25 protein-coding genes, 2 tRNA genes and 1 other RNA gene are annotated in these 24,548 nt (G+C 66.9%); 13 read left to right on the top strand and 15 right to left on the bottom strand.

What is annotated here, in order from left to right:
- Nucleotides 1–61 precede the first annotated feature (61 nt).
- Both AC1DZQ_RS06005 and AC1DZQ_RS06000 read left to right on the top strand, forming a co-directional pair.
- Nucleotides 62–721, top strand: coding sequence for a mechanosensitive ion channel family protein (locus AC1DZQ_RS06005; protein ID WP_476962655.1), 660 nt, complete (start codon nt 62–64; stop codon nt 719–721).
- 4 nt (nt 722–725) lie between these two features.
- Entirely contained in the window at nt 726–1,184 is a 459-nt protein-coding gene (locus tag AC1DZQ_RS06000) for a globin (protein WP_476962654.1), read from the top strand.
- Between the two features lie 21 nt (nt 1,185–1,205).
- Here AC1DZQ_RS06000 and AC1DZQ_RS05995 read toward each other — a convergent pair whose 3' ends face one another.
- Nucleotides 1,206–1,865 carry a DUF8185 domain-containing protein gene (locus AC1DZQ_RS05995; RefSeq protein WP_476962653.1) on the bottom strand — a complete coding sequence of 220 codons (660 nt, stop codon included), beginning with the start codon at nt 1,863–1,865 and terminating at the stop codon, nt 1,206–1,208.
- Between the two features lie 62 nt (nt 1,866–1,927).
- Here AC1DZQ_RS05995 and AC1DZQ_RS05990 point away from each other — a divergent pair, with 62 nt between their 5' ends.
- A complete protein-coding gene (locus tag AC1DZQ_RS05990; protein ID WP_476962652.1) occupies nt 1,928–2,890 on the top strand; it encodes an acyl-CoA thioesterase in 963 nt (320 codons plus the stop codon).
- 110 nt (nt 2,891–3,000) lie between these two features.
- On the opposite strand, the gene ettA is transcribed toward AC1DZQ_RS05990, so the two are convergent.
- The 3 genes from ettA to AC1DZQ_RS05975 all read right to left on the bottom strand — a co-directional run bounded on the left by ettA (nt 3,001) and on the right by AC1DZQ_RS05975 (nt 5,899).
- Nucleotides 3,001–4,683 carry an energy-dependent translational throttle protein EttA gene (gene ettA / locus AC1DZQ_RS05985; RefSeq protein ID WP_476962651.1) on the bottom strand — a complete coding sequence of 561 codons (1,683 nt, stop codon included), beginning with the start codon at nt 4,681–4,683 and terminating at the stop codon, nt 3,001–3,003.
- A 74-nt stretch (nt 4,684–4,757) separates the two neighbouring features.
- Entirely contained in the window at nt 4,758–4,868 is a 111-nt protein-coding gene (locus AC1DZQ_RS05980) for a DUF6993 domain-containing protein (RefSeq protein ID WP_476962650.1), read from the bottom strand.
- A gap of 452 nt (nt 4,869–5,320) precedes the next feature.
- Complete coding sequence (locus tag AC1DZQ_RS05975; RefSeq protein ID WP_476962649.1) at nt 5,321–5,899, bottom strand: single-stranded DNA-binding protein; 579 nt, start codon at nt 5,897–5,899, stop codon at nt 5,321–5,323.
- A gap of 243 nt (nt 5,900–6,142) precedes the next feature.
- Between AC1DZQ_RS05975 and AC1DZQ_RS05970 the strand changes: the two genes are divergently transcribed.
- Nucleotides 6,143–6,215, top strand: a tRNA-Arg gene (locus tag AC1DZQ_RS05970).
- 178 nt (nt 6,216–6,393) lie between these two features.
- On the opposite strand, the gene AC1DZQ_RS05965 is transcribed toward AC1DZQ_RS05970, so the two are convergent.
- Nucleotides 6,394–7,410, bottom strand: a complete 1,017-nt coding sequence (locus tag AC1DZQ_RS05965) for a magnesium and cobalt transport protein CorA (protein WP_476962648.1) — start codon at nt 7,408–7,410, stop codon at nt 6,394–6,396.
- A gap of 191 nt (nt 7,411–7,601) precedes the next feature.
- Here AC1DZQ_RS05965 and AC1DZQ_RS05960 point away from each other — a divergent pair, with 191 nt between their 5' ends.
- Nucleotides 7,602–8,072: a LapA family protein gene (locus tag AC1DZQ_RS05960; RefSeq protein WP_476962647.1), complete on the top strand. Its 471-nt coding sequence runs from the start codon at nt 7,602–7,604 to the stop codon at nt 8,070–8,072.
- A 65-nt stretch (nt 8,073–8,137) separates the two neighbouring features.
- Entirely contained in the window at nt 8,138–8,770 is a 633-nt protein-coding gene (locus AC1DZQ_RS05955; RefSeq protein WP_476962646.1) for a GNAT family N-acetyltransferase, read from the top strand.
- On the opposite strand, the gene map is transcribed toward AC1DZQ_RS05955, so the two are convergent.
- Entirely contained in the window at nt 8,767–9,534 is a 768-nt protein-coding gene (gene map, locus AC1DZQ_RS05950) for a type I methionyl aminopeptidase (protein WP_476962645.1), read from the bottom strand. The genes AC1DZQ_RS05955 and map overlap by 4 nt on opposite strands.
- Nucleotides 9,535–9,611: 77 nt before the next feature.
- Here map and AC1DZQ_RS05945 point away from each other — a divergent pair, with 77 nt between their 5' ends.
- Complete coding sequence (locus AC1DZQ_RS05945; RefSeq protein ID WP_476962644.1) at nt 9,612–10,295, top strand: DNA alkylation repair protein; 684 nt, start codon at nt 9,612–9,614, stop codon at nt 10,293–10,295.
- Here the strand turns inward: AC1DZQ_RS05945 and mptB are convergent.
- Complete coding sequence (mptB, locus tag AC1DZQ_RS05940; protein ID WP_476962643.1) at nt 10,292–11,932, bottom strand: polyprenol phosphomannose-dependent alpha 1,6 mannosyltransferase MptB; 1,641 nt, start codon at nt 11,930–11,932, stop codon at nt 10,292–10,294. The genes AC1DZQ_RS05945 and mptB overlap by 4 nt on opposite strands.
- Nucleotides 11,933–12,100: 168 nt before the next feature.
- Between mptB and orn the strand changes: the two genes are divergently transcribed.
- The 4 genes from orn to def all read left to right on the top strand — a co-directional run bounded on the left by orn (nt 12,101) and on the right by def (nt 14,974).
- The gene (gene orn, locus AC1DZQ_RS05935) at nt 12,101–12,733 is read left to right on the top strand and encodes an oligoribonuclease (protein WP_476962642.1); all 633 of its coding nucleotides are present in this window, start codon (nt 12,101–12,103) and stop codon (nt 12,731–12,733) included.
- A gap of 201 nt (nt 12,734–12,934) precedes the next feature.
- Nucleotides 12,935–13,007, top strand: a tRNA-His gene (locus AC1DZQ_RS05930).
- Nucleotides 13,008–13,207: 200 nt separating this feature from the next.
- Nucleotides 13,208–14,362 (top strand): acyl-CoA dehydrogenase family protein, encoded by a 1,155-nt coding sequence (locus AC1DZQ_RS05925; protein ID WP_476962641.1) that lies wholly within the window; start codon nt 13,208–13,210, stop codon nt 14,360–14,362.
- A gap of 39 nt (nt 14,363–14,401) precedes the next feature.
- Nucleotides 14,402–14,974, top strand: coding sequence for a peptide deformylase (gene def, locus AC1DZQ_RS05920; RefSeq protein ID WP_476962640.1), 573 nt, complete (start codon nt 14,402–14,404; stop codon nt 14,972–14,974).
- A 176-nt stretch (nt 14,975–15,150) separates the two neighbouring features.
- On the opposite strand, the gene AC1DZQ_RS05915 is transcribed toward def, so the two are convergent.
- From AC1DZQ_RS05915 to rnpB, 8 genes are all read right to left on the bottom strand, one after another.
- A complete protein-coding gene (locus AC1DZQ_RS05915; protein WP_476962639.1) occupies nt 15,151–15,852 on the bottom strand; it encodes an alpha/beta fold hydrolase in 702 nt (233 codons plus the stop codon).
- Nucleotides 15,853–15,861: 9 nt separating this feature from the next.
- Nucleotides 15,862–16,320, bottom strand: coding sequence for a DUF1579 family protein (locus AC1DZQ_RS05910; protein ID WP_476962638.1), 459 nt, complete (start codon nt 16,318–16,320; stop codon nt 15,862–15,864).
- An 84-nt stretch (nt 16,321–16,404) separates the two neighbouring features.
- The gene (ppk2, locus tag AC1DZQ_RS05905; RefSeq protein WP_476962637.1) at nt 16,405–17,277 is read right to left on the bottom strand and encodes a polyphosphate kinase 2; all 873 of its coding nucleotides are present in this window, start codon (nt 17,275–17,277) and stop codon (nt 16,405–16,407) included.
- Between the two features lie 168 nt (nt 17,278–17,445).
- Complete coding sequence (locus AC1DZQ_RS05900) at nt 17,446–18,243, bottom strand: HNH endonuclease family protein (protein ID WP_476962636.1); 798 nt, start codon at nt 18,241–18,243, stop codon at nt 17,446–17,448.
- A gap of 125 nt (nt 18,244–18,368) precedes the next feature.
- On the bottom strand, nt 18,369–18,578 hold the full coding sequence (locus tag AC1DZQ_RS05895; RefSeq protein ID WP_476962635.1) for a hypothetical protein: 210 nt from the start codon (nt 18,576–18,578) through the stop codon (nt 18,369–18,371).
- A gap of 88 nt (nt 18,579–18,666) precedes the next feature.
- Nucleotides 18,667–20,157, bottom strand: coding sequence for a glyceraldehyde-3-phosphate dehydrogenase (locus AC1DZQ_RS05890; protein ID WP_476962634.1), 1,491 nt, complete (start codon nt 20,155–20,157; stop codon nt 18,667–18,669).
- 231 nt (nt 20,158–20,388) lie between these two features.
- Nucleotides 20,389–22,056 (bottom strand): GMC family oxidoreductase, encoded by a 1,668-nt coding sequence (locus AC1DZQ_RS05885; RefSeq protein WP_476962633.1) that lies wholly within the window; start codon nt 22,054–22,056, stop codon nt 20,389–20,391.
- A gap of 192 nt (nt 22,057–22,248) precedes the next feature.
- An RNA gene (gene rnpB / locus AC1DZQ_RS05880) (RNase P RNA component class A) lies at nt 22,249–22,642 on the bottom strand.
- 110 nt (nt 22,643–22,752) lie between these two features.
- On the opposite strand from rnpB, the gene AC1DZQ_RS05875 reads away from it, so the two are divergent.
- A complete protein-coding gene (locus AC1DZQ_RS05875; protein WP_476962632.1) occupies nt 22,753–23,598 on the top strand; it encodes an SPFH domain-containing protein in 846 nt (281 codons plus the stop codon).
- Nucleotides 23,599–23,623: 25 nt separating this feature from the next.
- A complete protein-coding gene (locus AC1DZQ_RS05870) occupies nt 23,624–24,517 on the top strand; it encodes an alpha/beta hydrolase (RefSeq protein WP_476962631.1) in 894 nt (297 codons plus the stop codon).
- Nucleotides 24,518–24,548: the final 31 nt, after the last annotated feature.

Raw genomic sequence — 24,548 nt, 5'->3', positions numbered from 1 at the left:
CCGGACGCCCAGCCCGGCTGCCGGCAGCCGGGACGCAGCAACAAGGAGTTTTCCCCCACTGATGATCAGCCTGACCACCATCGAACCAATCACCGCTCAAGAAATCGCCGCCGTCAACCTGCCGGGCGCCCTGATAAGCCTGGGGATCGGCGTCTCCGTGTGGCTGCTGGCATCCTTCGTGATCGCCGGAATCACCAAGCGTGTCGCCGAGGGCAGCACATTCTTCAAGAAGCGGCACTTCCGCTGGGTGACTCCCGCTCTGCGGGCACTGGACCACGAGCGCCGGGTCCAACGGGCCCACACAATTGGTGCACTGCTCAATAGCGTTGTCGGCGTCCTGGTGGCCGTCCTCACCATTGTGTACGTGCTCAAATACCTGAACGTGGACATTGCACCGCTGCTGACCAGCGTCGGTATCCTCGGTATCGCCATCGGCTTCGGCGCTCAGCAGTTGATCCGCGACTTCCTGGCCGGCATCTTCATCACCCTCGAGGACCAGTACGGGATCGGCGATGTCATCGAGACCTCCGAGGTGGTGGGCACGGTCGAGGCCATGAACCTGCGGATCACCCGCGTCCGCGCGGACGACGGCACCATCTGGTACCTGCGCAACGGCGAAATCCTGCGCGTGGGCAACCGTTCCCAGGGCAATTACATCGCACCGACTGCCCCGCAGGCCGACGAGGCCGATTCCACGCCGCAGCAGCAGGCCGGAGAATAGAGCCATGACGATTCCCAGCGCTGGCGAACCCAGCCAGCCCAGGCAGCTGCTGCAGAACGACCCGTTCAGCCAGCCCGGCTATACGGACAATTTCTATGACGCCGTGGGCGGACACGAGACCTTCGTGAAGCTCATCGATGTCTTCTACGACGGCGTCGCGACCGATCCGCTGCTGCGCGCCATGTACCCGGAAGAGGACCTCGGCCCGGCCAAGCGGCGCTTCCTGATGTTCCTGGAACAGTACTGGGGCGGTCCCACCACGTACGGCGAGGAACGCGGGCATCCGCGGCTGCGGATGCGCCACATGCCGTTCCGGGTGACACCGGAGGCCAAGGAACGCTGGCTGTTCCACATGCGCGCCGCGGTGGATGCCCTGCAGCTGCCGCCGTTGTACGAGGGAACGCTCTGGGACTACATGGAGCGGGCAGCCCTGTCCATGGTGAACAGCCCGTCGGAGGCCTGAACGGAGGGTGCCGGAGGCTTCCTAGAGCCCGGTACCGGTCCGGACCAGCACGTGGCCGCGGGTGCCGCTGAGCCGGAACCAGCGCCCGGCCCGGTAGAGCCGTTGCTCGCTCTCTGCCAGGAAGCCCAGGGTCAGCGCGGCGAACGCGGCTCCGGCCGGCAGGCCGCCGGCGTCGGGCAGTTCCCGGCCCCAGACCGTTGCCCGGGCGTTGTTGACGATCAGCGCACCGGGCTTGTCCGGGATGATCGCGGCGATCTCCCTGATGCCGGCCTCGGCGGCGGCCCGCAGGGCAGCGTCCTGGACGGTGCCGAGCAGTTCCCAGCCGGCCCGCGGCGCCCCGATCCCGGCCCAAGACTCGCTGACGGTCATCGGCGGGACGGGAAGTTCGACGTCGTGCTCCCCCGCCCGCGCCAAACGGTCCAGAACGGCGGACAGCGGCACCGTCACGTCAGTGTCCGCCGGCTGTGCCAGCGCCATGGTCCGCAGACCCAGGATGGTGGGGGTGGATTCGCCCAGGAGCCGGGGCCGCAGGACGCAGACGTAGGCGGCCAGGACCGGGCCCGCGGCCTGGAGCCGGATGGCGCCGTCGTCAATGGACTTGGCGCGCGTCGCGAAGGTGCGCAGGTCGTCGAGGTCGCGCGGATCGGTGAACTGCAGGGGCTGGGTTAGGACATCAGACACACTACTGACTCTACCGGCTGCGCTTCTTTGGAGCGGCGCCGGACCCCGTCTAGAGTCAGAGCATGACTGAAGCCGAAGCCGGACTGCTGGGGCTCCCGACCCAGGACCCCACCTCCTCGCTCATCCAACTCCTCAACCTCGGCGAGCTCGAGGGCGCACGGACGGACGAGGACATCTTCATGGGCCCTTCCCAGCAGCAGCCACTGCACCGCGTCTTCGGCGGCCAGGTGCTGGCACAGTCCCTGATAGCCGGCAGCCGCACTGTCGATCCGGACCGCAGTGTGCACTCCATGCACGGCTACTTCCTCCGGCCAGGCGACGCCAACCAACCGATCACCTTCGGCGTGCAGCGCCTGCGCGACGGCCGGTCCTTCTCGGCCCGCCGGGTCCACGCCTATCAGGAGGGCATGCCCATCCTGTCGATGATCGCGTCCTTCCAAGCCGAGGACGAAGGGATCGAGCACCAGTCCGAGATGCCCGCCGGGATCCCGGACCCCGAGTCCCTGCCCAGCACCGCCGAGCTGCTCGGCAAGTTCGATCACCCCGTGGCCCGGCACTGGGCCTACGAGCGGCCCTTCGATATCCGCCACGTCGATCCGGCGCTCTACGTCTCGGCCAATGGACCCAAGGAAGCGCGCAACGCCGTCTGGATGAAGACCTTCGGTCCGATGCCCGACGACGCCGGCCTGCACCGGGCCGCCCTGGCCTACGCGAGTGATTACACCCTGCTGGAGTCGGTTCTCCGCAAGCACGGGATGAGCTGGATTACGCCGGGGATGTCCGTGGCGAGCCTGGACCACGCCATGTGGTGGCACCGGCCGGTTCGGGTCGACGAATGGCTCCTGTACGTCCAGGAATCCCCCAGTGCCCAGGGCGCGCGGGGTCTCGCCACCGGCAAGATTTTCAGCCGGGACGGCCGGCATGTGGCGACGGTGGCGCAGGAAGGCATGGTCCGCGTCCCGAACGACTTCAAGAACAACGACTTCAAGAACACAGTGAAGGGCGGCGCGCAGGCGACCGTCTAGTCGAGGGCGGCTAGGCCGCCCATCCGCTGGCTCGCACTAAGACTCCACGGCACACAAAAAGCCGGCTCCCGCGGGAGCCGGCTTTTTCGTGGCGCTCAAGCCGTGTGGGCTTAGTCGCGGGTGAGGCGGCGGTGCGTTACCCGGTGCGGCTTGGCCGCATCCGGGCCCAAGCGCTCCACCTTGTTCTCCTCATAGGACTCGAAGTTACCCTCGAACCAGTACCACTTGGACGGGTTCTCCTCGTCGCCTTCGTAGGCCAGGATGTGAGTGGCCACCCGGTCCAGGAACCAGCGGTCGTGCGAGACGACGACGGCGCAGCCCGGGAATTCGAGCAGGGCGTTTTCGAGGCTGCTGAGGGTTTCGACGTCGAGGTCGTTAGTCGGTTCGTCGAGGAGCAGGAGGTTGCCACCCTGCTTGAGGGTCAGCGCAAGGTTGAGGCGGTTGCGCTCACCACCGGAGAGCACCCCGGCCTTCTTCTGCTGGTCCGGGCCCTTGAAGCCGAAGGCGGCCACGTAGGCACGGGACGGCATTTCGACGTGGCCGACCTGGATGTAGTCGAGGCCGTCGGACACGACTTCCCACAGGGTCTTATTCGGGTCGATGCCGCCGCGGCTCTGGTCGGCGTAGGAGATCTTGACGGAATCGCCGATCTTCAGTTCGCCGCCGTCGAGCGGTTCCAGTCCCACGATGGTCTTGAAGAGCGTGGACTTGCCGACGCCGTTGGGGCCGATGACGCCGACGATGCCGTTGCGGGGCAGGGTGAAGGACAGGCCGTCGATCAGGGTGCGGTCATCGAAGCCCTTCTGGAGATCCTTGGCCTCCAGCACGAGTCCGCCGAGGCGCGGTCCCGGCGGGATCTGGATCTCTTCGAAGTCGAGCTTGCGGGTGCGGTCCGCCTCGGCAGCCATTTCCTCGTAGCGGGCCAGACGGGCCTTGGACTTGGTCTGGCGTCCCTTGGCGTTGGACCGGACCCATTCGAGTTCCTCGGTCAGGCGCTTGGCCTGCTTGGCGTCCTTCTTGCCCTGGACTTCCAGGCGGGCGCGCTTCTTCTCGAGGTACGTGGAGTAGTTGCCCTCGTACGGGTAGAGGTGGCCGCGGTCCACTTCGGCGATCCACTCGGCCACGTGGTCAAGGAAGTACCGGTCGTGGGTGACGGCCAGGACGGCGCCGGAGTAGCTGGAGAGGTGCTGTTCCAGCCACAGCACGCTCTCGGCGTCCAGGTGGTTGGTGGGCTCGTCGAGCAGCAGCAGGTCCGGCTTCTGCAGCAGGAGCTTGCACAGCGCGACGCGGCGGCGCTCACCACCGGAGAGCAGGGTGACATCGGCATCGGCGGGCGGGCAGCGCAGTGCGTCCATGGCCTGTTCCAGCTGGGAATCGATGTCCCAGGCGTCGGCCGCGTCGATCGCTTCCTGCAGCTGTCCCATTTCCTCGAGAAGGGCATCGTAGTCAGCGTCGGGGCTGGCCATTTCTTCGGAGATCGCGTTGAAGCGCAGGATCTTGCCGTAGATCTCGCCGACGCCTTCCTGGACGTTGCCCAGGACGGTCTTGTCTTCGTTCAGCGGCGGCTCCTGCAGCAGGATGCCTACCGTGTAGCCGGGGCTGAGCCGGGCCTCACCGTTGGAGGGCGTGTCCAAACCAGCCATGATCTTGAGAATGGTGGACTTACCGGCACCATTCGGGCCGACAACGCCAATCTTGGCCCCCGGGAAGAAGGACATGCTTACGTCATCGAGGATGAGTTTTTCGCCGACAGCCTTACGGGCCTTGGTCATTGTGTAGATAAATTCCGCCATGCCTACAAATCTAGTGGTTCGGCGGGGATAACTCACATTCCGTCAGCCCCGACGCGCCCCCTGGACGGCCCGGCTCAGTCCTGGACGCCTACGAGGCAGCCGCCGGAGGCCAAGCCCGGCAGCACGCTGACCGCGACGCTGCCGTTGCGGATCTGGGCAACGATGCAGTTGCTGCCGGCGCGCACGGCGGCCTCGACGGCGTCGGCGGCCCGCCCGCAGTTTGGGGCTGTCCCCCGCCGCGGACGGCCGCGTTCAGGACCGTCTCGACGGTGGATTTCAAGTCGGATCCGGATGCCGTGGCCTCGCCGGCGCGCGTCGGCTCAGGCAGCACCGAAGACGCAACGGAAGGCGTGCCTTCAGAATGCTTGGCTCCAGAGGCCCCGGCGCCGCTGCCGCCTGCCGAGATCGAACAGGCTGACGCTGCGATCAGGAGCACCGCGGTTGCGATCACCGGAACGGCCCGGCCGCGGCGACGTGCGGCGCCGCGGCCGGCGGTAGTAGCGGCTGCCGGTCCCGCAACGGTGGTGGCCGCGGCGCGTCCCGCGGCGATCCTGGCGTGTGGCATCCGGCAATTCTGCCACGCGGTGGTGCCCCGATCCGGGGCCGATCGGCATTGCCCCGCCGACCCCGCCGGAACTCAGGCCGCGGCCCCTTTCAGTTCTCCCGTTTCCTGGTCCACCTCCTCTTCCTCACCGCTCGCGTCATCGATGAATGTCGCGTGACTGTCAGTGTCGTCCTCGCCGTCTCCGCCGGCGTCTCCGCCTGAATCCCCTGGCTGGCGCTGTGGTCCGCCGTCGTCGCCGTCCCCGCTGCCAGGCGCACCGGTGGCACCGGGTCCGGCTGCTGTCTGGCTTCCGGCCCCGGCTGAGCGGGTGAAGTTGGCAGAGCCCCACATGAGGTCGTGGCCGACTGACTCCGCATTAATTTCGGCGTCGTGGTAAACCCTGCCGTCCTTTTCCCAGCTGCGCATCTTCAGCCTGCCAACCACGATGACCCGCTGGCCTTTCTTGATGCTGCAGCCGATATTGCCGGCCAGTTGCCGGTAGCCCTGGACAGTAAACCAGTTGGTGTTGCCATCCACCCAGGTGCTGGAGCCGCGGTCGTAGCGGCGCTCGGTGGCGCCGAACCGGAAGGACGCTGTGGCCACGCCACCAGGGGTGGTCGCGCTTCTGATCTCCGAGGCCACGAAGCCACGGACCGTAATGTTGTCGCTCATTCTCATGTCCTGTCTCGAATTGTCGTGCCCTGCCGGGCAGTTCCAGCATCCCGCCGTGGTCCGCGGGCGACGAGGGCCCGGCGGTGCCATGTGGAAAACTGGCTGCCGGCAACGGCGTGGGGAGTCATGTTGGGGAGTAGTCCGGCCGCAGAACCAGCCACCGGCCAGCGTTGACCCCCACAGGCCGTCCGGCACTGTAAACTTTTTGAGGCGTCCCCGGCAGCAGCCGGTGGGCACCAGCGTGCCCCAGTAGCTCAGGGGATAGAGCAGCGGCCTTCTAATCCGCCGGTCGGGGGTTCGATTCCCTCCTGGGGCACAAGAGAGCGGCTCTGACCTGCGACAACGCAAGGTCAGAGCCGCTTCCTATTTCAATCCGGGGTCTTGGGATCCACTGCATGCCCACTGAAATCCCTGACCCGCGCTGAAAATGGCGTAGAGCCTCACCCTTGGCCCCCAGGCTCGTCGAACCTTTCCTGCGGGTCCCGGCCGGAGCCTCAGATCCACTTGTTGTGTTTGAAGGTCAGAAACAGAATCCCGCCCATGCCGATCATGAGCGCGAGTGCCATCGGATAGCCAAAGATCCAGTCAAGCTCTGGCATGTCGCGGAAGTTCATGCCGTAAATCGACGCGATCAACGTCGGCGCGAACAGGATGGCAGCCCACGACGAGATCCGCTTGACCTGCTCGTTTTGGGCGAAGCTCGATTCCGTCAGGAGCCGCATTTCGTCGTTCTGCCGCTGGGCAACGAGGGCTGCATTGACGGCCAGCGCGTTTTGCAGCAGCGCACGAAAGGCAGACACCCGCTCCCCCAGCCTGATGGCGTGATCAAGGACGTCCCGGAAATGGTCCTGCAGTTCGGGGTCCGGCACCCCGTCCGGTCCGCTGCCCATCAGGGTCTGCAGGATTCCGGCCAGCGGGGCCGTGGCACGCTGGAACGTGATGACCTGGCGGGAGAGTTCATAGATCCTGCGCGATACGCCCGGATCAGCGGCGAACAGGTCGTCTTCGATTTCATCGATGTCGTTTTCCAGCCCCGCGGCCACCGGCTCGTACTCGTCCACCACCTGGTCCAGAATCGCATACAACACCGCATCCGGACCGAGCGCCAGGAACTCCGGCTCGGACTCCATCCGCCGGCGCACCCGGGCAAGATCGGGAGACTCTGCACGACGGACAGTCACCACGAAGTCCGGGCCGGCGAACACATGGATCTCGCCGAACTCGACCTTCTCCACTTCGTCCAAGTACCGGGCAGGCCGCAACACCAGGAATAGCGTCTCACCGTAGTGTTCCAGCTTGGCCCGCTGGTGGCCGGCGAGCGCGTCCTCGACGGCCAGGTGGCTCAGGTCGAATTCCTCGGCCACCGAGCGCAGCTCCTCAGGTTCCGGCCGGTAGAGCCCGATCCAGGCCATGCCCTGTCGCTGCCGCAGGAGAAAATACGTCTCTTCGAGGCCTTCCGGGTCGGCGGTCCGGTGACCGTCCACGTAGACGGCGTTGTCAATAATGGTCACGGCCGCGCCTCCTCTTCAAGGCATTCGCTTTGCTGTGACGCTATACCGTCCCCGGGCCGGTGCCAACAGCCCGAACCCCGCGCCAACTGCCCGGACACCGCGCCAGCCATCAGCACGCTTAGTATTGAGATACCGGCAGGCCGTCAGGGAAAGCCTGTGCGCCCTGCCCGCAATCGAAAGGTACGGCCGCCATGACCGAGACACCCCGCAGGTTCGACTCGAACCATTCCGACGACGCCCCCGCCACCCAGTACCCGGGGGCGGCTGATGCCGCGTCCGGATCCGGGACCGGGCCCGTGACCTCCGAGATTGAAGCGTCCCGTGCAGAGGCACCCTCGGCGCCGGCCCCCGCCCCGGAAACGCGCCAGGCCCCGGTTCCTGCCCCGGAATCGCGCCAGGTCACCCGCGCGGGGATGGTCTGGGCCGCGGTTGCATGCGCGCTGGTGGTGCTGATCCTGCTCATCGCCTTCATCCTGCAGAACCAGGAATATGTGCAGGTGAAGTTCTTTGGCTTCGAAGGCTCGGTCCCGCTCGGCATTGCCTTGTTCATCGCGGCCGTGGGCGGGGGCGTGCTGGTCGCCATCGCCGGAGCCGCCCGCATCATTCAACTCCGGCTCGCCGCGCATCGTGTCCGCCGCCAGGCCAGCCCGGGCACGCGCTGACGAGCACGCGCTGACACCGCCGCTGACGCGCACCCGCTAGAACCGCCAGGCGCTACCCTCTTTCCATGGGCGAAGCAGAACCCCGGACCCAGGCAGCCATCACCACCGCCGCGGCGGACTGGCCCGACGTCGAGCGTCTCTTTGGCGTCCGCGGCGAACCCTCACGCTGCTGGTGCCGGTTCTTCGCCCTGACCGGCCCCCAGTGGTCCGCGTCCACCCCGGATGAGCGGAAGAACCAATTGCGGGACAAGTTCGACGGCGGCCAGCCGGCGCCCGGGGTGCTGGCTTTCCGCGACGGGAATCCAGTGGGCTGGTGCGCTGTCGAGCCTCGCGGGTGCTACCCACGGATCGTGCGCTCGAAGGTTCTGGCGTCCGCCCCCGACGCCACCCGCGATCCCGGCGCCAACCAGGTGTGGTCCGTCAGTTGTTTTGTTGTCTCCCCCGGCCAGCGACGGACCGGTGTGGCGGGGGCGCTGCTTGCCGCCGCCGTCGAACACGCTTTCGCCCACGGCGCCACCGTGGTGGAGGGTTATCCGGTTGACCCCGCGCAACGGCCCAAGGCCGGTCCGTCAGACCTCTACCACGGCACCCTCGGACTCTTCCAGGCGGCCGGCTTCACGGTGGTCAGCGACGCGGTGCCGGGACGCGCCGTCGTCCGCCTGACAGTGCCTCCGCCCGGCGCGGACCGCGGGCCCTAGGGCAGGGTCAGGATTACGGGCCCGTCGGCGGTGATGGCCACCGTGTGCTCGCTGTGCGCCGCGCGGCGGCCGTTTGCTGACCGGAGGGTCCATTCGTCGTCGTCATGGTAGTAGTCGTCCTTGCGGCCGAGAATCAGCATCGGCTCGATGGCGATGACCAGACCCTCGGTCAGTTTGATGCCGCGGCCGGGACGTCCGTCGTTGGGCACGGGCGGCTCTGCGTGCATGGTCCGGCCGATCCCGTGGCCGCCGTGGTCGGCGAGCAGCCCGTAGCCTGCCCGGCGCGCTGCCCCGCCGATCGCGTAGGCGAGGTCGCCCATCTTGTTCCCGATCCTTGCCGCTTCGATCCCCCGGGCGAGGGCGGCGTCCGTGGCCTCGATGAGGGCCTGGTCCACCGGGTCCGGGGTCCCCACGATGAAGCTGACGGCGGCATCGCCGCACCAGCCGTCCAGGAACGCGCCGCAGTCCACGCTCAGCAGGTCCCCGTCCTGCAGCCGGTACTCGTTGGGGATGCCGTGCACGACGGCGTCGTTGACGCTCGTGCAGATGACCCCGGGAAACGGCACTGCCGCCCACCGCGGCCGGTAGTTCAGGAACGCCGGTGTGGCGCCGGCGTCGGCGATGGACGCCGCGGCGACCTCGTCCAGTTCCTTGAGCGAGACGCCGACGGCGGCGGCCTCCCGGACCCGGGCCAGGGTGGTGGCGACCACCCGTCCGGCCTCGCGCATCAGTGCGATCTCTTCGGGACTCTTGATCATGGACATGGGTTTCCTTCCGACGCGGAACCACGGCTTGCTGGGTTCAACTCTAGGGCCCGCCGCAGGATGTCTACAGTGGCCTCATGACCACCACGGAACTGACTGACGCGATCCGCGGCCGGCTGCAGGCGGCGGCGGATCCTGGCCGCGCCGCGGGGGCGCAGGCCTACATGAAATCGCAGATGCCGTTCCTGGGCGTGCGGGTTCCCGAGGTACGCAGGATCGTTAAGTCCGCGGCCGCGGAGCACCCGCCGGGCGGTCTGGCGGATCTGCAGTCCACGGTGCTCGTGCTGTGGCGGAATGCCTGCTTCCGTGAGGAACGCTATGCCGCGATCGAGCTCACGGGGCTCAAGCCCGCCGCCGGGCAGCTCAGCATGCTGGCCGTGTACGAGGAAATCATCCGCACCGGGGCGTGGTGGGACCTGGTGGACGGGGTGGCGCACCGCCTGGGCGCGCTTTTGCAGGCGCACCGGACAGAACTCACGCCGGTGCTGGGGCGCTGGAGCAGGGACGGGGACTTCTGGGTCCGGCGGGCCGCCATCACCGCTCAGCTGGGGGCGAAGGCCGCCACGGACACGGCCCTCCTCGCCGCTGTGATCGAGGCCAACCTCGATGACCCGGAGTTCTTCATCCGCAAGGCGATCGGGTGGGCGCTGCGCCAATACGCCAGGACGGATCCGGCCTGGGTGCGGGCGTTCGTGCAGCGGCACTGGGACGAACTCAGCCCGCTCTCCCGCAAGGAAGCGCTCAGGAACCTGCCGGCCTAAATGATCGGCCGCGTGGTGACCGGCTCGTCCGACTTGGTGAACAGCAGCTTGGTCTTCCGGTCCAGGAAGATCAGGTACAGCGCAAACAGCAACGCGATGATCGCCGCGGCGTTGCGGGCCAGCGCCAGGGCAAGGCCCAGGTCCGCGGTCTGCAGGTACGGGAAGACATCGAGCTGGTCCGAGATCGCGTACACCATGAAGAAGGACACGATGAAGTAGAGCGCCTTGACCTGCCAGTCGTCGCGGATGCCGGTGACGGCGAAGAGCGGGATGAGCCAGACGATGTACCAGGACTGGATCATCGGGGACAGCAGCACGACGGCGGCGAACGCCAGGGTGAGGCGGCGCATCAGCCGGTCGTAGTCACCGCGGAAGATCTGCCAGGCGACGATCCCGACGGCGAGCAGCTTGCCGGCGTCGAACGCCCACTTGGCCAGTCCCCAGCCGTCGAGCCCGAAGGCGTTGGAGATGGAGGCCACGATCAGGCCCACCAGGCCAACGGGCGCGTACCAGATCCAGATGCTGCCGGGGGCGGACAGCCCGTTGATCCAGCCGAAGCCGAAGCCATTGACCCGGCTCATGAGATACAGCAGGGCAAGGCTGATGCCGGCCGTGAGGGCCCAGAAGACGAACTTGCGCGGCCAGCTGGCGCCCTTGCCTGCCCAGAGCAGGCCGATGAACGGCAGGAAGACCACCGTGATCGGCTTGACGGAGATGGACAGCGTGACCAGCACGATTCCGAGGATGACCCGGCGGGTGGCGCAGTAATAGAGGCCGGCCAGGGCAAGGCCGATCATGAGGGAGTCGTTGTGGACGCTGGCGATGAAGTTGGTGAGGAACAGCGGGTTGGCTGCCGTCAGCCACAGGGCCCGGTTCGGGTTCACGCCGTGCAGCTCTGCCAGTTTGGGCACGTAGATCACGCACAGGACAACGCCCACCAGGGCGGCGATCCGGAACAGCATGATGCTGCCTTCGGGGTGCACGTTCGTGGCCCAGACCACGAACTGCTCGATCCACAGGAACAGCTGGCCGTACGGGACGGGGGCTTCGGTCCACATTCTGTCGGCGCCCAGCTGGAAGTAGTTGGACAGCGCCGAGATGCCGTTTTCGTACGGGTTGAAGCCCTCCACCATGAGCCGGCCCTGGCCGATGTACGCGTAGACGTCGCGGCTGAACAGCGGCACGGAGAACATCAGGGGCAGGCCCCAGGCCGCCGTCGCCTGGAGCGTGGCCTTGCGGGCGCCAGCCCCCCAGACCCGGACGCGCTGGCCGAGCCGCAGCCAGGCGCGGACCAGCAGCATGCCGCCGAAGGCCAGCAGGACAATGCAGAGGGCAACGCCGAGGGCCTCGGTGCGCATCCAGATGAACAGCGGGACGCGCCGGAGTTCGGACGCGGGGGCAAGCCAGCCGACGCCGATCGAACCGATCGTCATGAACAGCGAGCCCAGGAACCCGGCAAGGATCGGGGACCGGGGGTTGTCGACGTCGCCAACGGCCCCTTCCGCCCCTTGGGAGAGCGCAGCCGGGGAGGGCGCAGTCGAATCGAGCCCCGTCCGGCGGGACGTGGACGGGCGGGACGTGGACGGGCGGGACGTACCGGCAGCCGTTTCCCCCGCCGCAGGCACAGGCGCCGTCATGTCAGGATCGTCCAATCTGTTGTGGGCCATAATTCCGCCCACAGCCGGCCACATTGTCCGGCCCGGGGCGCCGCGTTGAATAATAAGTTGACGAAATAATTCGACGGCCGCGTAGACGAAATCCTAGCACCGGACGGCCCTGCGGCGTCGGAACGGTAGGCTGAGCGGGTGCCTATTACTAACGAACGCATCGTCTGGATCGACTGCGAAATGACCGGCCTGGACACCAAGAATGACGCCCTCATCGAGGTGGCCGCCCTGGTGACAGACTCGGAGCTCAACATCCTGGGTGACGGCGTCGACGTCGTGATCAAGCCCGACGACGCAGCGCTGGCCCAGATGAACGACTTTGTCCGCGACATGCACACGCGCTCGGGCCTGCTGGCGGAGCTGCCGCACGGCAAGACCATGGCCGAAGCGCAGACAGCCGTGCTCGCCTACATCAAGAAATGGGTGCCGGACCCCCGGAAGGCCCCGCTCGGCGGCAACTCCGTGGGCACCGACCGCGTGTTCCTTGTCCGCGACATGCCCGAAGTGGTGGAGCACCTGCACTACCGGGTCATCGACGTGAGCACCATCAAGGAACTCTCCCGCCGCTGGTTTGCCCGGGCCTACTTTCAGTCCCCCGCCAAGCTGGGCGGGCACCGGGCCCTCGGCGACATCAAGGACTCCATCGACGAACTCCGGTATTACCGCGAGGCCGTGTTTGTCCCCGCGCCGGGCCCGGACAGTGCCACGGCCCAGCGGATCGCCAAGCGCGTCATGGGCGGCGAAGCAGCAGAGGCCACCCCGGCGGAGTAGCGGCCGCACACCCCTCCCCCGCGCAGCGGAGCCGATGGAACGCCGCGGGGGAGGTGGCGCAGAAAGGTAATCTGCGCCACGTTTCGGGGAAATTTTGGTGAAAATCGCAAAAGTGGCAAAACCACCCCCAAACAACAGGTAAGCTATTTGTCGTTGCCTTTCCAGCCAGCCGGTTCGCCGGAGGGCCTGATATGGCACATGGTGGGCGTAGCTCAGTTGGCAGAGCGCCTGGTTGTGGTCCAGGAGGTCGCGGGTTCAACCCCCGTCGCTCACCCTCATGAAGGACGGCAGTGATTGTCCGACCTTTTCCAAAGGCCGCACCGGATATCCGGTGCGGCCTTTGTTGTCTGTACTGTGTTTTTTGGCTGTGTCCCTGTCCGTGCCTGTCCTGGGATCGCCGCCTGAACAGGCCGGCCGGGCGGGGCCCGAAGTACGGCGCAGTTGTCCCGGGATCTGTCATTGGAAGGAAACGCAGTGAAGCGCAAGCTCTTTGAAGAAGACCACGAGATGTTCCGCGAGATGGCCGCGGAGTTCAATGTGCGCGCGGTTGCCCCGCACTACGCCCAGTGGGACGAGGACCACATGATGTCCCGGGAGCTGTGGTCGGCGGCCGGTGAGCAGGGCCTGCTGGGCCTGGCCGTGCCGGAGGAGTTCGGTGGCATGGGGATGTCCGACTACCGCTTCCGGGCTGTGCTCGACGAAGAATTCGCTAAGAGCAACCACCTCGCGGTCGGTCTGGCGTTCCACCTGCACGATGACATGGTCCTCCCCCACCTGCTGGCCTACGGCTCCGATGACCTCAAGGCCCGCTGGCTGCCGGGCATGGTTTCCGGCGAAAAAGTCACCTCCGTCGCCTGGACCGAACCGGGCGCCGGCTCCGACCTGCGCGGCATCCGCACCAAGGCCGTGCGCGACGGTGACGACTGGCTGATCAGCGGCCAGAAGACGTTTATTGGCAACGGCATCTCCGGCGACGCCTCCCTGGTCCTGGCCCGCACCGACGGCGGCAGCGGGCGCGGAAACCGCGACTCGTTCTCGCTCTTCATGGTCCAGAAGGGCGAGGGCTACAACACCGGCAAGCAGCTGGACAAGATGGGCCTGAAAGCCTCCGACACAGCCGAACTGTTCTTCGACAACGTCCGCGTCCCGCACGCTGACCTCGTGGGCGAGGAAGGCAAGGGCCTGCAGTACGCGGCCGAACAGCTCCCCCAGGGCCGGCTGGCGATCGCCGTGGCCAGCTCCGCCGTCGTGCGCGCCACTTATGAGGCGACCGTCCGCTACACGAAGGACCGCAATGCGTTCGGCGAGCGGATCATCGATTTCCAGAACAGCCGCTTCGAACTCGCCGACATCCTCACGGAGGTCGAGGTCACCGAAGCGTACGTGGACCAGGCCATCCTGGCGTTCAACGCCGGGGAGCTCGACGCCGCAGGCGCTGCCCGTGCCAAACTGTGGGCGTCCGAGCGCGCCAAGTCCGTCACGGACCGCTGCCTGCAACTGCACGGCGGCTACGGCTACATCATGGAATACCCGGTGGCCCAGGCCTACCTCGCCGCCCGGCTGCTGACGATCTTCGGCGGCACCAACGAAATCATGCGCGACGTCGTCGGCCGCACCATCGCCGGCTGACCGGCCGAGTCTCCCCCAGCACCTGAGGAACCACCTGATATGACCGTCCTGCCCATCACGATCTGGGGCGAGCCCGTGCTGCACCGCCGGGCCGCGGAAGTCGACGTCTTCGACGACGGGCTCCGCACCCTGATCGCCGACATGTTCGAGACCAACGACGCGGCCAACGGCGTCGGGCTGGCGGCCCCCCAGGTGGGGGTCGGCAAGCGGCTCTTCGTGTACAAGTACGACAACGACGACGGCGCCCCGGCCACCGGCGTCGTGGTCAATCCTGTCCTGACACTTTCGAAGATTTCCGGCGCGCTGCCGGACCCCGACGAGGAAGAGGAAGGCTGCCTGTCCTTCCCCGGCGGCCAATATCCGCTCAAGCGCGCCGAATGGGCCAGGGTCCAGGGCTTCGACGGCGACGGGAAGCCGGTGGAATTCGAGGCGACGGGCTGGTTCGCCCGGGTCATCCAGCACGAGTACGACCACCTCGACGGCAAGCTCTACGTCAACCGGCTGATCGACCGCTATGCGCGCAAGGCCATGAAGCAGGCCAAGCGCAGCGGCTGGGGCGTTCCCGGCCTGACCTGGATGCCGGGAGTGGATCCGGACCCCTTCGGCCACTGACGGTGAGCCCTTAGACGCCTGAAAGAGCCGCGGCGGGCGCGGATTTTCCCCGCGTTTGACGCCGATGCGCAGGAAATCGCCGGCGGTTTGGCGGGACGCGCTGGCGGCGGGTTCCAAAGGTGGGGAATTTCGGCGGAATTTCCCCAGTTCAGCAGTGACCCGGCCGGCAAGTTCCTCTAGGTGCGGTCGACGGCGGCCAGGATGGCGGCGCCGAGCTCGGCCGGCTTGGTGAACTGCGGCCAGTGGCCGGTGGGCAGGTCCACGTAGTCGACCTCGCGGATCCGTCCGAGCTCCGCCACGTACGGGTGGCCCCCGGCAATCATTTCCCGCAGCATCGTAGACGGGAATTCGCAGGCGATGACGGTGGCCGGGACCCCGAAGCGGCGTTCATCCTTGAGCTGCTGCCGGTCCTGGGCCACGCCGCGGGGCTGCGGGATGGCGCGGGCGCGGAACATGGCGCGCAGGTCGTCGGTCAAGTCGGTGAGGTCCGCGTCTTCGAAGAACTCCCACGGCGGCAGCGGAACATCGTCACCGTCGGCCGGGAGTTCGTCGTTGATGAGACCGCCGTCGGCGAGCGGACCGCTGTCCACGTAGATTGCCCGGGCCACCCGGTCCGGGCGGACATCGACGGCGCCGTGGATGATGGCGCCGCCGCCGGAGTGGCCCACCAGGACCACCGGCGCGTCAAAGGAATCGATCTTCGCCACGACGGCGTCGATGTGGGTACGCAGGCCGATGCCGGCGCGCAGCGCATCGGCCGACTCCAGGCCCGGCAGCGTCAGCGGGTAGACCTTGTGCCCGGCCGCGGTGAGCGGCGGGGTGACGTCCTCCCACGACGAGGCGTCCAACCAGAATCCGGGTACGAGGATGATGTCCATGCCGGTACCCTACCGGTCGAGTACCAGCTCCACCACCTGATAGGGGTCCTCGCCGGGGACGAGGTTGTGCATGGTGATGCGTCCGCCCTGGCCCTCCGCCGGGTGCAGGTGGATCTGCCAGCCCCAGTCCGGGCCGGTCGGCGCCGCGTAGGAGCCGTTGAGCCGGAGGACACCGTCCCCGCCCACGGTCCCAGAGAACTGCATCAGCGCCTGGCCCGTGTGCCAGGAGTCCAGCCACACCGCGGTGGCCGGATCCGCGTCGGAGGCTCCGCCGGCCAGGATTAACAGGCCTTCCTGCGGGCTCTCACCGTCTGACCAGGTGTAGGCGACACTGGCAAAGTGCGCCGCGGTCACCTGCACTGTGGCGGTGGCCGCCGAGTCCTTGTAGTCGTCCGTGGGCATGAGCCGGAAGCGGTTTTGTCCCTGCCAGGTGCCAAGCAACGGCGTCACGTATCGCACAATGTCCATGCTGCAGTCTACTGAGCCAGTCAATTCAGCAGCGCAATTGGGCAGCGTCAATTTGGGCAAGGTCAGCCCCGCCTTCTCCTCCGCTCAGTCCTCGGCCGGCTTTTCCAGCCGTGCCGCGAAGTCCGGGACATAGCGAAACAGTTCCCGCGGCGGGCGCTTGTAGTTGACGGCCTTCGGCCGCTCCGGCAAGGTCACCTGCTCTGTCCGTACTTCGGTGTAATCGATGCTGGATAGTAGGTGGGCGATGAGGTTGATCCTGGCCCGGCGTTTGTCTTCGGCTTCCACCACGTACCACGGTGATTCCGCTGTGTCTGTCTGCACGAACATGTCGTCCTTGGCCCGCGAGTAGTCTTCCCACCGCAAGATTGCCTCCCGGTCCATCGGCGAGAGCTTCCATTGCCGCATGGGATCATCCAGACGGGATTTGAACCGCCGCTCCTGTTCCGCATGGCTGATCGAGAACCAATACTTGAAGAGCAGGATGCCGTCCTGGATGAGGAGCCGTTCAAAAACCGGGCACTGCGCCATGAAGCGTTTGTGCTCCGCCGGGGTGCAAAAGCCCATGACGTGTTCGACGCCGGCGCGGTTGTACCAGGAGCGGTCCATCAGGACGATCTCCCCGGCGGCCGGGAGATGCGCTATGTAGCGCTGGAAGTACCATTCACCGCGTTCGCGCTCCGTCGGTGCCGGCAATGCGACTATCCGGGCAAACCGCGGATTCAGGTACTCGGTGACCCGCTTGATGGCACTCCCCTTGCCGGCCGCGTCCCGACCCTCAAAGATGACAAGGATCCGCGCCCCGGTGCTCCGGCCCCACTCCTGGAGGGCAACCAGTTCTGCCTGGAGCCGCAGAAGTTCGGCCTCGTAGATCCCGACGCCGAGCCGGGGCCTCCGCCGTGCGGAGCCCTTCTTGTGACCGGCGTGCCCCTTGCCAGGACCGTCCCTGCGATGTGCCATGGCTTCCGTTCCAGTAGTCCGGCGGGCGGTTTGTCCAGCCGCGCCCATTCTCGCCGGGTAGCAGACCGGCTACAAGGGTCCTCCAGCCCGAAAGCCGCGACTGGCGGAACTCCTATGCCTGGGCCATGAATCCCTGCGACGGGCACGGCGCGACAGAGCACAGAGCCGTTACCGCGGGACGATCGTCTGCTGCCCGGGGCACGAGGTGAGGATCCGTTTCATCGCCTCCTTCTCTGCGGCGGTGACCCACAGCCGGTAGGCGGCCTTGACCGAGATCTGGCGGGCCACGTAGTGGCAGCGGAAAGCCTTGTTCGGCGGCAGCCAGGTGGCGGCGTCGGAGGCGCTCTTGTCCTGGTTGGCGGGACCGTCGACCGCGATCAGGTTGAGGGGATCGTTGGCCAGGTGTTCGCGCTGCTGTGCGCTGAGCTGCTGGGCGCCTTTTTGCCACGCGTCCCCCAGCGCCACGACGTGGTCGATCTGCACCGCTGCGCTGGTCTCGGCGCCGCGCCGGAACGCGATCATGCGGCCGGTGTACGGTTCCTGAAATGTGCCGCCGGCCACCTGGCACCGGGAGCCTCTTACGAATTCGGCGGCGGTCAGGTCGCGGCGGAGGATGTCGTTGCGCGTATCGCAGCCGTTGTGGTCGACGTCGAGCCAGGCCTGGCCGAAGGCGCCCCGGTCATAGTTGTCCCGTGCCGACCGTCCCTTGACCGCGAGGGTGTCGAGCACGCCGGCCGCGCTTCCCTCCGGCACGGGCCGGACGGCGTCCACCGCGTTCATCCACCCGGTGGCAAGCACGGGGGCCTCGGTGGGACCCGGGATCTGCGGCTCCGCGGCAGCGAACTGGCCGGCCGTGAAGAACCAGGCCAGGCCTCCGAGGACAGCCAGGCCGGCCGCAGCCAGAATTATCCACGCCTGGCGGGAGCGGCGCCGGGCGCGGCGGAATTCCGTCCAGGTGACGGTCATGAAGGCGGCCGCTCGCGGCGTTCTGGCTGCACGCCCTGAGCCTACGCGGGCCCTCCGACACGAGGGCGGTTGTCCACAGTGTTGGGGACCGGAGGCGTGTTGGGGCCGGTGGCGGAACGCCGGGGCTATTGCTCCCGTGTGACCCGTTTCAGGTCGTCGTTGGCCAGATCCAGCAGGCCCTGAAGCTGGCTCACCCGGTCGTCGTTGACTTCACCGGACTGGCGTTTGACGAGGGCGTCGTCCAGCAGCCGCTTGGCTTCTTTCGCGTTGCTCCGCGCGACGTCCAGCGCGTGTTCCAAGGTGGTCTCGTGTTCAACAGCCGGGTTCGGTTCCATGGCTCCATTGTGGTTCCCTTTCCCGGCCGATTCCAGTGCATCGGCCGGGAAAGGAGGAACAAGTCCCGGTCAGGGACGATTGCCCTGACTAGACCTCTACGGGCAGCCCGGCGGCCTCGAGGATGGAGGCGGCGTCCTTGGCGGGGAAGGACGGCGGGTTGACCCCGGCCATTTCCTCCATGACGCGGACCACCTGGCAGCTGTAGCCGAACTCGTTGTCGTACCAGACGTACAGCACGAGATTCTTGTCGTTGGAGATCGTGGCCAGGCCGTCGACGATGCCTGCCCGGCGCGAGCCGACGAAGTCCGTGGAGACAACCTCAGGCGAATCGATGTAGTCGATCTGCTTGCGCAGCTCGGAGTGCAGCGACATTTCCCGCAGGTAGTCGTTGACTTCGTCCTTGGTGGTGCCGTTTTCCAGGCTCAGGTTCAGGATGGCCAGCGACACGTCCGGGGTGGGGACGCGGATGGAGCTGCCCGTGAGCTTGCCGAGCAGTTCCGGCAATGCCTTGGCGACGGCCTTGGCGGCGCCGGTCTCGGTGATCACCATATTCAGCGCGGCAGAGCGTCCACGGCGGTCGCCCTTGTGGAAGTTGTCGATCAGGTTCTGGTCGTTGGTGAAGGAGTGGACTGTCTCCACGTGCCCGTGCACCACGCCGTAGCGGTCGTTGATCGCCTTGAGCACGGGGGTGATGGCGTTGGTGGTGCAGGAGGCCGCCGAGACGATCGTGTCCGAGTCGGCGATCGTGCCGTGGTTGATGCCGTGCACGATGTTCTTCAGCTCACCCTTGCCCGGGGCGGTGAGGAGAACGCGGGCAACACCTTTGCTCTGCAGGTGCTGGGACAGGCCCTCGGCGTCGCGCCAGCGGCCCGTGTTGTCCACGACGAGCGCGTCGTGGATGCCGTACGCGGTGTAGTCCACCGTGGAAGGGTTGTCCGAGTAGATGACCTGGATCTGGACGCCGTTGGCTGTAATGGTGTCGTTTTCGAGGTCCACCTTGATGGTGCCTTCGAACGAACCGTGGACGGAGTCGCGGCGCAGCAGGCTCGCGCGCTTGCTGAGGTCGTTGTCGGAACCGCGGCGGACCACGATGGCGCGCAGGCGCAAGCCGTGGCCGCCGCCCGCCTTTTCGATCAGGAGGCGGGCCAGGAGCCGGCCGATGCGGCCGAAGCCGTAGAGGACGACGTCGGTGCTGGTGCGGTCGTCGCCGCCGCGCTTGCCGACAACCTCGGCGAGTTCCTCGCGGAGGAATGCATCCAGGCTGGCGCCATCGCCCTCGGCGCGGTACTTCTCGGTGAGGCGCGCAATATCAATGGCCGCTGCGCCGAGGTCCAGCTTGGTCAGTGCCTCCAGCAGCGGGGCCGTCTCCTCGAGGCGGAGTTCTTCCTTGCTCATCCGGCGGGCGAAGCGGTGGGCCTTGAGGATATTCATGGTGGATTTGTTGATCAGGCTGCGACCGTGGATGGAGGTCACCACGTTGTTCTCGCGGTACAGCCGGCCGATCACGGGGATCATGGCCTCGGCGAGCGCCTCACGGCCCATCCACGTATCAAGACAAGAATCTGACGTCTGGCTCACAGAACTACCTTCCTAGAATCCACCCCCTACGTCCTCGTAGGGGGAAGTCGGCCGCCGGAGGGTGTCCGGTACCGGGCACCGGCGGGGATTCGGTCCACCCCGGGCGCCTCATCGAGCGCAAAGAAAAAACCGCCGGCTGCGAACGCAGACCCGGCGGCAGAACTTCTACGTTCACCATCAATTCTACGGGCGACCCGGTACGGTCAGGTGCCCTGTTGCGCGTGAATTGACTCACACGCTGTCTGGGGCCCTGTAGAAGTGGGCAAAACCATCCGCGCCGGGCGTCAGCCTGGCTGCGTCCTCGAGGATCATGTCGACGGCTTTTTCCGCGATCATGATGGTGGGTGCCTGCGTGTTGGCGCTGATCAGCCGGGGCATGATCGAGGAGTCAACCACGCGCAATCCCTCCAGCCCGTGGACCTTCAGCCGCGGGGAGACGACGGAATCATCGGAGGTTCCCATGGCACAGGTGCCGACCGGATGGTAGGAGGTCCGTCCGTAAGAGCGCACGAAATTCACGTACTCGTCGCGGGTTGCCACGCGGGAGCCGTCGCCGATGTGCTCCTTCTTGACGAACGCTGCCATCGTTGACTGCTCCATGATCTGCCGGCTCTGCTTCACGCCGGCGATCGTCATCTCAAGATCGTAGTCGTCCGCTAGGAAATTCGGATCGATGAGCGGTGTCATTGTGGGATCTGAGGACGCGACACGAACTGTCCCCCGGCTGCGGGGGCGCAGGAAGTACGAGTTCAGCGTCGCCCCGAATCCGGGCCGCAGCGACGCGAAGCCCGGCTCCGACCTCGCCGCGGGCAGGAAGTGGAACTGCAGGTCCGGGGTCTTCTCATGTGTGTTCGCGTAGCTGAAGCCACCCGCCTCGACGAGGTTGGACGCGAACGGTCCCGAGCGGAAGGCCAGATACTCGAGGCCCGCCAGGACGGTCGCAGGGCGCACGCGATTGAATCGGTCCAGGCTGTGGTCGTCGGTGAGTTCGTAGATGATGTCCAGGTCAAGGTGGTCCTGCAGGTTCTTCCCGACCCCGGGCAGGGCGTGGACGGTGTCGATGCCGGCGGCAACAAGGTCTGCCGGGTCGCCTATGCCCGAAAGCTGCAGCAGCTTGGGCGAACCGAACGCGCCGCTGGCGATCAGCACCTCGCGCCGGGCACCGTAGGTTCGCGCGACTCCGCCTTCAATCGTCTGGATGCCGACGGCCCGGCCGTTCTTGATGATCACCTTGGAGACCGTCACGTTGACGCGGACCGTGAGATTGCGGCGCCCGCGCGCGGGTTTGAGATATGCCGCCGCCGCGCTGCACCGGCGGCCGTTCTTCGTGGTGGTCTGGTAGAAGCCGACCCCGTGCTGTTTGGCGCCATTGAAGTCGCTGTTATATGGCAGGCCGAACTCCTGGCCCGCCTGTACGAACGCTGCCGAGAGCGTGTGCGGACGCCGGAGGTCAGAGACGCCGAGTGGTCCTTGCGTTCCATGGTGGGGTCCTGAGAGCCTGGAGTTTGACTCCGAGCGAATGAAATACTTGGACACCTCGGCGGCGGACCAGCCCTCGCATCCGTAGTCCGCGACCCACCCGTCGTAGTCCTGGGCCACTCCGCGGGTGAAGACCTGGGAGTTGATGGACCCGCCGCCGCCGAGCCCGCGGCCTTGAGGGAGCTGGATGCTGCGGCCGTTGCTGTGCTTTTGCGGAACGCTCCGATACTGCCATTGGTAAGGGCCTCCCTTGAGTCTCGGGAAGCCCGCGGGCATGTGGATGAATGGATGGCGGTCGGACCGGCCCGCCTCGAGCAGCAGCACGCGCATCGAAGGGTCTTCGCTAAGTCTGCCGGCCAGGACGCTGCCGCCTGTGCCACCGCCGGCGATGACATAGTCGTATGCTGCGTCGTCCGGCACTTTGACTCCTCAACCATCGCCCATGCACCGTTACCTGAAGCGTTCATTGAAGTGTCGGGTCTCGCCGGGGTGATGTCAACCATGCCTCAAGGTTTTCCCAAGCTTGATACCGTGCAGGCACGCGACCCCGGCCGGCAGCCTGTGACGGCCGAATCCCGCTCCAGGCAGGAATGGACTTTCCGGCGGGTTAGTTGGATGGGTTGACCGATACGCCGGGTTCTGTGTTCCCGCGCTGTTACCGGCGCGGGAGTAGCGGCCATCCATCTACGGACGCCGTTGCCGACGCCCTCCAGCGGCCTACCCGGACACTCGGGCGAGCAGCCCTCAAACGTGCCCTGTCTGGCCTTGCTCCGGGTGGGGTTTACCTAGCCTTCCCGGTCACCCGGGAAGCTGGTGGTCTCTTACACCACCGTTTCACCCTTACCTGCCCTGCTGCCTGTGCAAGCACACGCCGCACGCAGGCGGTCTGTTCTCTGTGGCACTGGCCTGCGGGTTACCCCGAGTGGGCGTTACCCACCACCCTGCTCTGCGGAGCCCGGACGTTCCTCGAGCCACTTGCGTGACGCGCGGCCGCCTGGTCAACCCATCCGCAGTTCATTCTACGTTCTCCCGGCCGGCGCAGCCGCACCGCAGCCTTTCGGGGCGGCCGGTGGGAGAATTAAAGCAGGATTCCTGCTAGTCAAGGAAGAGATCCCGATGAACTGGATCGCTATTATCATCTGGCTGCTTGCGATCGTCCTGGTGGTCATAGTCGCCAAGATGTCGATCAAGATTGTGCGCCAATACGAACAAGGTGTCCTGTTCCGGCTGGGCCGGGTGGTCGCGGTCCGGATGCCCGGCCTGCGGTTCATCATCCCGGTGGTGGACCGTCTTCAGCTGGTGAGCCTGCGGATCGTGACAATGCCGATCCAGTCGCAAGGCATCATCACCCAGGACAACGTCAGCGTCGATATCTCGGCCGTGGCGTACTACCGGGTGATCGACTCCGTGAAGTCCGTCGTGGCGATCGAAGACGTGGCGGCGGCCATCAACCAGATCGCCCAGACCACACTGCGGAAGGTGGTCGGCCGCCACAGCCTGGACCAGACGCTGTCGGAGACCGAGCGCATCAATAGCGACATCCGGGAAATCCTGGACGCACTGACCCTGGAATGGGGTGTCGAAGTGACGCTCGTCGAGCTCAAGGACATCCAGCTCCCCGAGAGCATGAAGCGGGCGATGGCCCGGCAGGCGGAGGCCGAGCGGGAGAAGCGGGCCAAGATCATCGCGGCCGAAGGAGAGGCGATCGCCGCCGTGGCGCTCGGCACGGCATCCGACACGATGATGGCCCACCCCGTTGCCCTGCAGTTGCGGAATCTTCAGTCCCTCGTTGAGATCGGGGTGGACAAGAACTCAACCGTCGTCTTCCCGGCTCCCCTGATGAGCACCATCGCCGAACTGGCCGCCTTCCTGGCACGCGAGGACCATGTGGCCAGGACAGCGATGACGGCGACGCCAGAGGCACCGACAACGACGCCGGCGCCGCCGATCAGGGCTGCGTAGTCCGCGCCGGACCTACTATCGAGGGATGGACAAGGCTGCGCTGACCCGGCGCCGGCTGCTTGAGCTGGCAGGAATCGGCCTTGGCGCGACCGCCCTCACAGCCTGCACTGCCGGCATCGCCCCCACCGAGACGTCTCCGCCCGCGCCAGCCGGCCCGACGGCGACAGCGCCACCAGCCCCCGCCGGCCCGTTGACGGTCCGCACCAGCACAGGGTCATTCGTCTCGGCTTTCCGCCCGGGGACCGCGACCCACTGGTCGCTGGCAAAACCGGAGTTGCCGCCCGGCGGCGCGCAGCCCGAACTGCCCCTGGCTGTGTTTCTTCACGGGCTCAACGGCAGCCACACCGCTCTGCTGGAGGACCTGGCGGCCCACGAGGCCCTGCAACGGCACCTCGACGCCGGCGGCGCGCCCTTCGCGATCGCGGCGGTGGACGGCGGAAACACCTGGTGGCACGCCCGCGCCGACGGCAGCGACACCCAGTCGATGCTGGTGAAGGAGTTTGTTCCGTTCCTGGGCCGCCGGGGCTTCGACCTTGGCAGGATCGGCCTCTTCGGCATCTCCATGGGAGGCTTCGGGGCCCTCCTGCTGGCCTCGCAGGGCCGGCTGCCCGGGGTGCGGGCCGTCGCGGCGATGAGTCCGGCGGTCTGGGACCACTACGACCCACGGGAGGGATCCGCGTTCGACGGCCCGGCCGACTTCGCCGCCAACGACGTGTTCGCGCTCCGGCCCCGGCTCGCGGCGGTGCCCAAGCGGATCGACTGCGGCACCGGGGACGAGCTTGCCGCCACAGTTCGCCAGTACCGGGCGGAACTCCCGGGTGAGATCGAGGGCGGCTTCCGGCCCGGCGGCCACGACTACTCCTACTGGCGCACCATCCTGCCCGACGTGTTGTCATTCATGGGCTACAACCTCGCCTGAACCCGCCGCCGCCGGGCCCTGGACTGCGGTC

The organism is Arthrobacter sp. P1_C12_2 (genome assembly GCF_056406415.1).
This window is presented reverse-complemented; position numbering and strand designations above follow the sequence as displayed.